At 30.3% G+C, this 11080-nt stretch carries 12 protein-coding genes; all 12 read left to right on the forward strand.

Features of this window, described 5'->3' with window-relative positions; genetic code table 11:
- Positions 1 to 143: 143 nt before the first annotated feature.
- Positions 144 to 836, forward strand: a complete 693-nt coding sequence (thyX, locus tag COZ07_RS08045; protein WP_406608048.1) for an FAD-dependent thymidylate synthase — start codon at positions 144 to 146, stop codon at positions 834 to 836.
- Between the two features lie 5 nt (positions 837 to 841).
- Positions 842 to 1744, forward strand: a complete 903-nt coding sequence (locus COZ07_RS08050) for a DUF1385 domain-containing protein (protein ID WP_406608049.1) — start codon at positions 842 to 844, stop codon at positions 1742 to 1744.
- Positions 1737 to 2795, forward strand: coding sequence for a peptide chain release factor 1 (gene prfA, locus COZ07_RS08055; RefSeq protein WP_406608050.1), 1059 nt, complete (start codon positions 1737 to 1739; stop codon positions 2793 to 2795). The genes COZ07_RS08050 and prfA overlap by 8 nt, the downstream gene beginning before the upstream one ends.
- Before the next feature lie 4 nt (positions 2796 to 2799).
- On the forward strand, positions 2800 to 3696 hold the full coding sequence (gene prmC, locus COZ07_RS08060) for a peptide chain release factor N(5)-glutamine methyltransferase (RefSeq protein ID WP_406608051.1): 897 nt from the start codon (positions 2800 to 2802) through the stop codon (positions 3694 to 3696).
- Positions 3697 to 4198: 502 nt separating this feature from the next.
- A complete protein-coding gene (locus COZ07_RS08065; RefSeq protein ID WP_406608052.1) occupies positions 4199 to 4690 on the forward strand; it encodes a low molecular weight protein arginine phosphatase in 492 nt (163 codons plus the stop codon).
- Positions 4691 to 4719: 29 nt separating this feature from the next.
- On the forward strand, positions 4720 to 5172 hold the full coding sequence (gene rpiB, locus COZ07_RS08070; RefSeq protein WP_406608053.1) for an RpiB/LacA/LacB family sugar-phosphate isomerase: 453 nt from the start codon (positions 4720 to 4722) through the stop codon (positions 5170 to 5172).
- A 346-nt stretch (positions 5173 to 5518) separates the two neighbouring features.
- Positions 5519 to 5962: a cytidine/deoxycytidylate deaminase family protein gene (locus COZ07_RS08075; protein ID WP_406608054.1), complete on the forward strand. Its 444-nt coding sequence runs from the start codon at positions 5519 to 5521 to the stop codon at positions 5960 to 5962.
- Complete coding sequence (wecB, locus tag COZ07_RS08080) at positions 5955 to 7112, forward strand: UDP-N-acetyl glucosamine 2-epimerase (protein ID WP_406608055.1); 1158 nt, start codon at positions 5955 to 5957, stop codon at positions 7110 to 7112. Before COZ07_RS08075 ends, wecB begins: the two co-directional genes overlap by 8 nt.
- A 223-nt stretch (positions 7113 to 7335) precedes the next feature.
- Positions 7336 to 8010, forward strand: a complete 675-nt coding sequence (locus COZ07_RS08085; RefSeq protein ID WP_406608056.1) for a rhomboid family intramembrane serine protease — start codon at positions 7336 to 7338, stop codon at positions 8008 to 8010.
- 388 nt (positions 8011 to 8398) lie between these two features.
- Entirely contained in the window at positions 8399 to 9070 is a 672-nt protein-coding gene (gene tmk, locus COZ07_RS08090) for a dTMP kinase (RefSeq protein WP_406608057.1), read from the forward strand.
- Positions 9071 to 9184: 114 nt separating this feature from the next.
- On the forward strand, positions 9185 to 10192 hold the full coding sequence (locus COZ07_RS08095; protein ID WP_406608058.1) for an ATP-binding protein: 1008 nt from the start codon (positions 9185 to 9187) through the stop codon (positions 10190 to 10192).
- Complete coding sequence (locus COZ07_RS08100) at positions 10180 to 11034, forward strand: stage 0 sporulation family protein (protein ID WP_406608059.1); 855 nt, start codon at positions 10180 to 10182, stop codon at positions 11032 to 11034. The genes COZ07_RS08095 and COZ07_RS08100 overlap by 13 nt, the downstream gene beginning before the upstream one ends.
- The last annotated feature ends 46 nt before the right edge of the window (positions 11035 to 11080 follow it).

Consider the following 11080-nt stretch of genomic DNA (forward strand, 5'->3'; position numbering starts at 1 on the left):
AAAAAAGTTTTAAGTTTTGAATTATGGTTTTTAGTTTTTCTGCCTGTGCGTCTACCTGCGCCGTTGGCGCGGCAGGCAGGTACTCGCTCAGGCAGGCACGCAGACAGGTCGCTTTACGTTTTTAGTTAAAGGAAGTTTATTCTATGAAACTTAAATTAATAAATTATACTAAGAATCCTGAAAAAATTGTAGCTCAGTCAGCAAGATTATGCTATTCTAATTTAGGTATTGAAGATTTAAAAAAAAGCCTTACTAATGAATCGATAACGAAATTAATTAAAAAAATAATGAGATTAGGGCATTATTCGGTTTTAGAACATATTACTTTTACTTTTGCTATTGAGGGAATATCAAGAGTAACTTCTCATCAGTTAGTAAGACATCGAATTGCCTCTTTTTCTCAACAAAGTCAAAGATATGTTAAAATAAGTAAGAAAGATTTTCCTTATATTATTCCAAAATCAATTGCCAAAGATGATAAATTGCGTAAAATATTTATTGATACTATAAAAGGATTAGATAAGATTTATCACCAATTTTTAGATGATAATATTGCGGCAGAAGATGCCAGATATATTTTACCACAGGCAGTGGTAACTAAAATAATAATAACTGCTAATGCTCGAGAATTATTACATATTTTTAAATTAAGATGTTGCAATAGAGCCCAATGGGAGATTAGAGAAGTAGCAAAAACTATGTTAAAAGAAGTTAAAGATATTGCGCCAACTATATTTGAGAATGCTGGTCCACCTTGTATCTTAGGACCTTGTCCAGAAGGTGAATTGACCTGTGGTAAACCATGGTCTAAAAAATATATAAAAGGAGAAAATTAATAATAATGAAAAATGATAATTCTAACTACGGAGGCCAAGCAGTAATAGAAGGAGTAATGATGAGAGCTCCTTTTAAATATGCTATTGCTGTTCGTAAGCCAGATAATGAAATAATTTTAAAAACAGGTAAATTAAGGTCATTATCTAATAAATTAAAATTTTTAAAATGGCCTATTTTTAGGGGAATAGTTAATTTAATTGAATCTTTAACTCTTGGTCTAAAAGCGTTAACTTATTCAGCAGAACAGGCAACTGGAGAAGAAGATAAGATAAATAATGTAGAAATGTTTTTTACTATTTTAATTGCTTTGGTATTATTTATACTTATCTTTGTAGCTATTCCTACTGCCATAGCCCGATATTTAGATAAGTATCTCTCCAGTATAATTGTATATAATTTATTTGAAGGAACATTAAGGATAGGAATATTTTTATTTTATTTATATTTTATATCAAAAATAAAAGATATAAAAAGAGTATTTGAATACCATGGAGCAGAACATAAGGTAATCTATACTTACGAAGCTGGAGAAGAACTTAATGTAGATAATGTAAAAAAATATAGTACTTTACATCCTCGATGTGGAACGAGTTTTATCTTTATTGTCTTAATATTAAGTATTTTAGTATTCTCTTTACTGGGAAAACAAACCTTACTTTTACGGATAGCTTATCGGGTAGCCATAATTCCTTTAATAGCCGGGTTGTCTTATGAAATATTAAAATTATCGGCTAAAAATATGGATAAAGTCTTTATAAAATGGGTAATTATGCCTGGATTATGGTTCCAAAAACTTACCACTAAAGAACCTGATGCAGCTCAGATTGAAGTTGCCATAAAAGCATTAAAAGGTGTTTTGCCTGAACCGGATCAAAATATAAAATCCGAAGTGGAAAATAATGTTTAAAAAGTTAGAAGAATTAGAAAAAAAATATTTAGAATTGAATAAAACTCTTTCTGACCCTAAAATTATTTCTAATCAATCTAAATTTCAGGAATTTGCTAAGATGCATTCTGATATTTCTAAAGTAGTTTTGAAATATATAGAATATAAAAATGTAGCTAAAGAAATTGAAGAAAATTTAAAAATGCTTACCGAAGAGAAAGATGTGGAATTTAAAAAATTAATCAATGAAGAATTAGAAAGATTAGAAGAAAAGAAAGAAAATTTAAAGACAAAATTACAAGAACTAATGTTTCCAAAAGACCCTTATGATAAAAAAGATATAATAGTAGAAATAAGGGCAGGTGCCGGTGGAGATGAAGCAGCTCTTTTTGTGGGGGATCTTTTTAGGATGTACACTCATTTTGCAGAGAATAATAGGTGGAAAATCGAAGTAATGAGTTCTAATTCTACCGGAATTGGTGGATTTAAAGAGATAATATTCAATGTAGCGGGAAAAGAAGTATATGGAAAGTTAAAATACGAGAGTGGAGTACATCGTGTCCAACGTATCCCTATAACTGAGTCAAACGGAAGAATTCATACTTCTACTGTTACAGTAGCCATACTTCCTGAGGCAGAAGAGGTTGAAGTTAATATTAATCCCAATGATTTAAGAATTGATACCTTCCATTCTACCGGACATGGAGGACAAAGTGTTAATACTACGGATTCAGCGATAAGGGTTACTCATCTTCCCTCTGGATTGGTAGTCTCCTGTCAGGATGAGAAATCTCAATTTAAGAATAAAGCGAAGGCATTAATGGTATTAAGAGCCAGGCTTTTAGATAAAATAGAAAGAGAAAAGCATGATGAGATGGCTCAGAAAAGAAAAAGCCAAATTGGCACCGGTGATAGAAGTGAGAGAATTAGAACTTATAATTTTCCTCAAAATAGAATTACCGATCATCGCATTGGCCTAACTTTACATAATTTAGAAGAAGTTTTAGATGGAAATTTAAATGATTTAATAATTATTCTCTCCGAGAAATTAAAAAAGAGTAGTGAAATTTAAAATAATGTGGTTAATCGAGAATAAATTTAAAACTGTAGGACAAGCCTTAAAAGATATTAGCAAAATATTTAAAAATAAGGGAGTAATTAATCCAGAAAGAGAAGTAGAAATTTTACTAAGTTATTTGCTGGAAATGAATAGGAGTGAAATATATTTAAATTCTGATAAGTTATTAAAGAATGAAGAAAAAATGAAGTTGGAAAAGATGATCCAGGAAAGAATAAAAAAGATTCCTCTCCAATATATTACTAAATATCAAGAATTTATGGGGATGGATTTTTTGGTAGAAAAAGGGGTTTTTATTCCCCGACCAGAGACAGAGATTTTAGTAGAAGAAGTGATCAAAAAATTAAAAAACAAAAAATGTCCTTACTATTTAAAGGTAGCAGATTTAGGAACTGGTTCAGGAATAATTGCCATAAGTATGGCTAAATTTATAGCAGATATTATTATTTATGCTAGTGATAGATCTAAAAAATCCTTAAAAATAGCCCTTAAAAATGCTCAAAAACATAAATGTGCAAAAAAAATAATATTTTTACCTGGAAATCTATTTGAAGCTTATCAGAACAAAATAGAGGAATACAGTTTAGAGGCAATTGTTTCGAATCCTCCTTATATAAATTCAAATGATTTAAAATTATTACCTGAAGAAATAAAAGATAATGAACCCAAGATTGCTTTAGATGGTGGAGTAGATGGCTTATATTATTATCGTAAAATTATTAAAGAGAGCCCTCATTTTTTAAAAAGAGATGGTTTTATAGCTTTGGAAGTTGGGATGGGCCAAGCAAAAATAATAAAAGAGTTAATTTTAAAAGAAGATAATTATAGACCAAATGTTGAAATTTTTAAAGATTATTCTGGAATAGAGCGAGTAGTAATAGCGTTCCGTAAATAAAATTCGTATCTCGTATCTCGCTAAAAATTAGTTACTTAGTTAGCTAGTTATCTGGTTAGATGGTTAAGGAAATAGAAGGAAGAAAACAGAAACCTAAAACCAGAAGGTAGATAACAGAAGACAGAAGTAAGAATTCAGAAGGCAGAAGAGTAGGACAGGCGTCTCGCCTGTCTATTGTGTGAGGTAGGGGTTTGATTCCTGTCTGCGTGCGAACACGCACAGGCAGGTATCAAACCCGAAAGAAAATACCCATTTTACGGGGCGGGGCGGATGAATCCGCCCCCTACATTTAAAACAATATTTTATATAAAGAATTTCAGGTACTCGCACAGGCAGGCACGCAGACAGGCATCGTGCCCCTACATTACCATTCCCCGATCAGGTCGAGGGCAGGTTTGTTTGCTTTTTGGGTTACAATCATAGTATATAGTAATGGGGGCATATGAGCTAATAGTTATATAGTAAAGAAGACAGAAGACAGAATATAGAGGATAGTTTTAAAATGATCAAAACCATCTTATTTGTCTGTACCGGTAATACCTGTCGAAGCGCTATGGCAGAAGGTATATTTAAAAAAATGTTAAGTGAGAGAAAAGAAGATAATAAAAGGTTTAATATTATATCGGCTGGAATTTCTGCTCTGCCGGGAATGAGTCCTACTCCGGAAGCAATTTCAGTGATGTTTGAACAAGGAATAGATATTTCCCAACATAAAGCCTTACCCTTACAGGAAGATTTAGTTAAAAAAGCAGATTTAATTTTGGTTATGTCCAATAAACATCAAGATTATATTCAGATAAAATTTCCTTTTGCTCAAAATAAAGTTTTTCTAATAAAAAAATATGCACTAAAAAGTGGACTTAAAAATATTCAGAATAATATTAAAAATTATGAAATAGTTGATCCCATTGGCAAACCGCTTGATTTTTATAAAACTATAGCTGAAGAGTTAAAAGAGAATTTAAAAAAGATAATAGATAGAATTATCGAATAGCACAATAGATACTGGTGGTGAAATATAAGATGAAAATAGCTTTAGGAAGTGATCATGGAGGTTATCAGTTAAAAGAGAATTTAAAAAAATATTTAAAAGAACTAAAGGTAGAATACCAAGATTTTGGTTGTAATAGTGAAAATCCTGTAGATTATCCGGATGTAGGTTTTAAGATTGCTATAGAAGTAAAAAATAAAAACTATGATAAAGGAATATTAATTTGTGGTACAGGGGTTGGAATGTCTATAGTTGCTAATAAAATTAAGGGTATCAGAGCATCACTCTGTCACGATGTATTTTCTGCCCGCTATGCTAGAGAACATAATGATGCAAACATTTTAACCTTAGGTGGTAGAGTTATTGGCTCAGGATTAGCCAAAGAAATTGTAAAAGTTTGGCTAAATACTGATTTTAGCGGGGAAGAAAGACATCTTAAACGCCTGAATAAAATAAAACAAGAAGAAGATAAAATTTATAAATAAAATTCAGAAGACAGAAGGCAGAAGACAGAAGACAGAAGAAAATAATAGGTAGGGGCAGACCTTGTGTCTGTCCATAATGAAGAATGGGTAGGGGTTTGATTCATCAAACCCGAAAGACAATACCCATTTTACGGGGCGGGGCGGATGAATCCGCCCCCTACATTAAAAATAATTTTTTTTAGTCTTCTGTCTTCCTGTGTTCTGTACATGCTGTTACTATTCTGTTTCACTCGATACTCGATACTCGATACGAGACATATAAGGGGGAAGGGTAATTGTCTGAAGTAATTATATTAGATCACCCTTTAATACAACAAAAATTAACTTTTAAAGGAGATCTTAATTTATGAACCGTCCTTCGTGGGATGAATATTTTATGGAGATAACTGAATTAGTATCAAAACGTTCTACCTGTTTAAGAAGAAAAGTAGGAGCAATAATTGTACAAGATAAGCGCATACTTACTACCGGATATAATGGTGCTCCCAAGGGATTGCCTCATTGTTTAGAAATAGGATGTTTAAGAGAAGAGAAAGAAGTTGCTTCCGGAGAAAGGCAGGAATTATGTAGGGGATTACATGCTGAACAGAATGCTATTGTGCAGGCTGCATCATATGGTATTAGTATTAAAGGAAGTATATTATATTGCACAACTCAGCCATGTGTTACTTGCGCTAAGATGATTATAAATGCCGGAATAAAAAGAATCATTTACCAAGAAAAATATCCTGATGAATTAGCTCGAAAGTTGTTTAAAGAAGCAGGAGTAATTGAAATTTACTATGAATAAAATAAACCTTACTTTGATTTTTGGAACTCGTCCTGAAACCATAAAGATGTTCCCCCTAATATCCGAAATAAAAAAATATCCTCATCTTATAGATTTCAAAATTGTAGTTACCGGTCAACATCGTGAAATGTTAGATCAAATGTTAGAAATTTTTAAGATAATTCCTGACTATGATTTAGATATTATGGAACAAGTTCAATCCTTGTCACAAATTACTAAAAATAGCCTAATCGGCATTGAAAGAATATTAAAAAAAGAAAAACCAAATATGGTTTTAGTACAGGGTGACACTACTACTGCCTTTGCCGGTGCTTTAGCTGCTTTTTATCAAAAAATTAAAATAGGTCATATTGAAGCTGGTCTTAGAACCAATAATAAATATTATCCTTTTCCTGAAGAGATAAATCGTCATTTAACCAGTGTATTGGCTGACCTTCATTTTGCTCCTACTGCACAATCATGCAAAAATTTACTTTCTGAGGGAGTAAAAAGAGAAGATATTTTTATCTGTGGAAATACAGTAATAGATTCTCTATTTTTAATGATTAAAAAGAATCATATCTTTACTGAACCTTTATTACGAGATAAAAAAATATTTGAAAAAAAGATTATTTTGGTAACCGTGCATAGAAGAGAGAATTGGGGGGAACCGTTAAAAAATATTTGTCAAGCTTTAATTAAATTATTAGATGAACATTCTGATTTATTGGTAATTATTCCCCTCCATAAAAATCCTGAAATAAGAAAAACTGTTAACCATATCTTAAAAGATAGAAGAGATATTCTACTCCTTGATACTTTAGATTATGGAGATATGATTAATTTAATGTCTAAGATATATATTATCCTAACTGATTCAGGGGGAATACAAGAAGAAGCACCTTCTCTCGGAAAGCCAATATTTGTTTTACGGGATGAGACAGAAAGACCAGAAGCAGTTGAAGCAGGTGTAGTAAAATTGATAGGAACTAATCAAGAAAGAATTGTTAGTGAGGTTAATATAATATTAACCAATAAAGATAAATATATGGAAATGGCTAAGCGTATTAATCCATATGGTGATGGAAAAGCTTCGAAAAGAATTATTGAAAAAATATTAGGTTATTTTAATTTAATTGATCAATTCCCAGATGAATTTCAAGCAAGATAATTATCGTTGATGCGGGAATGACATAATATGAGCTATACCTGTTTTATTCTGGCTACTGGATTCTTGCTTCTGACTTCTTTTTTTTACGATATACTATATACTAAATTATGTTATAATATTTCAGTTAATAATATTATAGTGAGGACTACTAATTTGATCTTCAACTAACTAATGAACTAGCTAACCAGCTAACCAAGTAACTATTTAAGGGTGTGATAAATTTATGTTTCCTCTTTGGGACGATCAACCAACTAAAAAATTTCCCTTAATAACGGTGGCGATAATTGTATTAAATACAATAGTATATTTATATGAAGCATCTTTAGGTGAAAAATTTACTCAGTTTATCTATGCCATGGGATTAATACCTTTTGAAATTACTCATCATACCGATCTATTACCTACCAGCCCTTCAATTATATATCTAACCATATTTACTTCGATGTTTATGCACGGTAGTATTATTCATCTTTTGGGAAATATGTTATTTTTATGGATATTTGGAAATAATGTAGAAGAATATTTAGGTAGAGTAAATTTTATAATCTTTTATCTTGTTTGTGGAATATCTGCTGCCTTTACTCAGATATTTTTTAATCCTAATTCTACTATGCCTATGGTGGGAGCTAGTGGAGCAATAGCTGGAGTGTTGGGAGCATATTTATTGCTTTATCCTAGAGCAAGGGTAACTACAGTGATTATTTTTGGTTTTTTTATAAGATTGATTAAAATTCCAGCGGTAGTAGTATTAAGTTTTTGGATAATATATCAATTTTTATATGGTATCTCTTCTTTGGCAGTTAAAACAGGAGAAAGTGGAGTAGCCTGGTTTGCCCATATTGGTGGTTTTATTGGTGGGATTATATTAATTAAATTGTTCAAATTGTTTATAAAATAGTATCGAGTATATAGTATCGAGTATATAATGAAGAAAATAAAAGAGAGAAAAGTAGGGGTTTGATTTATCAAACCTGTAAAAAATCCGGGCGATGGTTTCGTTAGTGTAAACTTTAGTGGAGTAGTTCTTTTTCTTAACTCGATACTCGATACTGTATGTCAAGATTGATTAATTAAAATAATTAAGCTATAATTTTAAAATATTAAAGAAAATTTAATTAATGCTACCAGAGATGAAGTATGGTTTGCAGAAACTACCTATCCTAAAATTATTAATCTAATTGGAGCAGGTGATGCTTTAGTTGTTGGGTTAGCGATTGCTTTGACTGAAGATAAAAAAACCTTAACTGATAGATCAAGTAAAATTGAAGAGGTATATGAGGTATATAATGAAGAAGGGGCTATTTATAACTTTTGAAGGACTTGAAGGCTGTGGAAAAACTACTCAAGCAAAGATGCTTTATAATTTTTTAATTGAACAAGGATGTCCTTCTGTTTATACCAAAGAACCAGGAGGAACAAAAATTGGACAAAAAGTACGCAGAATACTTCTTGACCAAAAAAATGATGGTATGGATTATAAAACTGAAATGCTATTATTTTTAGCTTCTCGGGCAGAAAATGTTAGATTAGTAATTTTACCAGCCTTAGAAAAGGAAAAAATAGTCATTTCTGATCGTTTTTATGATTCTACCACTGCTTATCAGGGTTATGGAAGAGGTATAGATTTAAAAACTATTAGGTATCTAAATAATTTTGTGGTAGGAAAAGCCATTCCTGACTTAACATTTTTTTTAGATATTGAACCTTACGAAGGATTAAGAAGATCAACTTCTTTCGGTAATTCCCGGGAAATACGATTTGAAGAAGAATTTATAAATAAAAAAATTATTGAAGGTAAGTTATTTTTAGAAAGAGTTAGGGATGGTTATTATCATTTATTTCGGGAAGAGGCAGAAAGAATTAAAATAATTGATGCTAATAGAAGTAAAGAAGAAATATATAATGAGATAGTTGAAATTGTGAAAAGAAAGATAGCGGATAGCACAAATAGTATATAGTATGTAGTAGGGGCGTATTGCATACGCCCTGATAGTTCTCAATACTCAATACTGGATACTAAAATATTATCCTAAACGCTAAATGCTTTACGCTTACAAAGTAAAGGAGAGGTTATGTCTTTTAAAGATATAGTAGGACAAGAAAAAGCAATAAAAATATTAAAAAAATCTGTTCAAGAAAATAGAATTTCATCATCTTATATTTTTGTTGGGAATAAAGGAGTAGGGAAAAAAATAACGGCGCTAGAGTTTTATAAAGCAATGAATTGTTTGAATATTAATAAAAATAATGAAGCTTGCGATAATTGTGAAGTGTGCAGTAAGATTAATAGACAATGTTGTCCAGATTTAAAAATAATTAAACCAATTAAAGATTTAATCAAGATTGAGCAAATAAGAGAATTACGTAAAGATATTGAAATCAAGCCATTTGAAAATAAAAAAGAAATATATATTATAGATCAAGCAGATCAGATGACCCTTGAGGCATCAAATTGTTTATTAAAAACCATAGAAGAACCTCCTGATTATGTAGTGATAATTTTAATTTGTTTAAAGTTAGATCCACTTTTACTAACTATAATATCACGTTGCCAAATAATAAATTTTAGATTAATATCTTCCTTACAAATAAAAAAGTTATTATTAAATAAAATAAATAATTTAAAAGAAGAAAGAGCTGAATTAATTTCTAAATTAGCTCAGGGAAGTATTGGAAAATCTTTTAGTTTATTATCCGATAAGGAATATTTTAATCAAAGAGAAAAATTATTAGAACACTTAGCTACCATATTCCCTGGAAAATATGACCCTCATATTTTTATAAATATTGAAAAGATGATAACAGAAATAGATAGAATGGAAGAAACATTAGAAATAATAATATCCTGGTATCGTGATATTTTAATGATTAAAAAGTTAGGAACTCAAAAAAATATTATAAATTCTGATAAGTTAGAAGTAATTAGCGAAATATCCCGAAATTATCCCCTAAAAATTCTGATGGATATCTTAGATTATTCAGAACAGATTCAAGAGTATTTGAAAAAAAATGTAAATAAACATCTTGTTTTAGAAAGATTATATTTAAAGATGGTAGGTCTAGAATATTGCCTAAAGTAACCGGTTTAAAGTTTACCAAAACAAATTATATCTATTATTTTAAAATCAATGATAGTATTAAATTAAAGAAAGGGGATATTTGTTTAGTAAAGACCTCTATAGGTTTAGATTTAGGTGAAGTAGTAATTCCCTATAAATATATAAAAGATAGTGAAATAGATACTCCCCTTAAAAGTATACTTCGAAAAACGAATAATGAGGATTTAAAAAAATGGGAAATAATTAAGCAGGAGGAAAGTAAGGCATTAAATATCTGTAAAGAGAAGGCTAAAAAATATAGTATGCCTATGAAATTAATTTACGTAAAATATTTATTCGATAAAAGCAGGATAATTTTCTATTTTATCTCTGATCAGCGGATAGATTTTAGGGAATTGGTTAAAGATTTAGCTAAAATATTTAAAACTAAAATTGAGCTAAGGCAAGTTGGGGTAAGGGATGGAACGAAATTGATCGGGGGAATGGGGATATGTGGACGAGAAATATGTTGCGCCTCTTTTATAAAAAATTTTGCACCCATTCATATCAATATGGCTAAAGTACAAAGAATTGCTTTAAATCAATCTAAAGTATCAGGAATTTGTGGTAGATTAATGTGTTGTTTATCTTACGAATCTGAATTTTATAAGGAAGCTTTAAAAAAATATCCAGAATTAGGAGAAAATATAAAAACAGAAAAAGGTACTGGAAGGGTAATAGAGATAAATATACTTAAAAAATATATTACAGTTGAATTAGAGGATGAAAGTGATGTGAAAAAAAGAATAAAAATATCTGAAGAAGAATTAGAAAAAATTAATATTATGGTTGTCCCCCAAAAAGTAAACAAAATGGTAAGGTAGGGGTCGGATTTATCCGACCCGCTTATTTACGGGTTCGATAAATCGA

It is taken from the genome of Candidatus Infernicultor aquiphilus, assembly GCF_002784285.1.
Taxonomy (GTDB): domain Bacteria; phylum Atribacterota; class Phoenicimicrobiia; order Phoenicimicrobiales; family Phoenicimicrobiaceae; genus Infernicultor; species Infernicultor aquiphilus.

Bases quoted from the DNA above. Each gene is read 5' to 3' on its own strand.
- COZ07_RS08050 (WP_406608049.1), top strand. From the start codon at position 842: ATGAAAAATGATAATTCTAACTACGGAGGCCAAGCAGTAATAGAAGGA.
- COZ07_RS08075 (WP_406608054.1), top strand. From the start codon at position 5,519: ATGAACCGTCCTTCGTGGGATGAATATTTTATGGAGATAACTGAATTA.
- tmk (WP_406608057.1), top strand. From the start codon at position 8,399: ATGAAGAAGGGGCTATTTATAACTTTTGAAGGACTTGAAGGCTGTGGA.
- rpiB (WP_406608053.1), top strand. From the start codon at position 4,720: ATGAAAATAGCTTTAGGAAGTGATCATGGAGGTTATCAGTTAAAAGAG.
- wecB (WP_406608055.1), top strand. From the start codon at position 5,955: ATGAATAAAATAAACCTTACTTTGATTTTTGGAACTCGTCCTGAAACC.
- COZ07_RS08065 (WP_406608052.1), top strand. From the start codon at position 4,199: ATGATCAAAACCATCTTATTTGTCTGTACCGGTAATACCTGTCGAAGC.
- prfA (WP_406608050.1), top strand. From the start codon at position 1,737: ATGTTTAAAAAGTTAGAAGAATTAGAAAAAAAATATTTAGAATTGAAT.
- COZ07_RS08095 (WP_406608058.1), top strand. From the start codon at position 9,185: ATGTCTTTTAAAGATATAGTAGGACAAGAAAAAGCAATAAAAATATTA.
- prmC (WP_406608051.1), top strand. From the start codon at position 2,800: ATGTGGTTAATCGAGAATAAATTTAAAACTGTAGGACAAGCCTTAAAA.
- COZ07_RS08085 (WP_406608056.1), top strand. From the start codon at position 7,336: ATGTTTCCTCTTTGGGACGATCAACCAACTAAAAAATTTCCCTTAATA.
- thyX (WP_406608048.1), top strand. From the start codon at position 144: ATGAAACTTAAATTAATAAATTATACTAAGAATCCTGAAAAAATTGTA.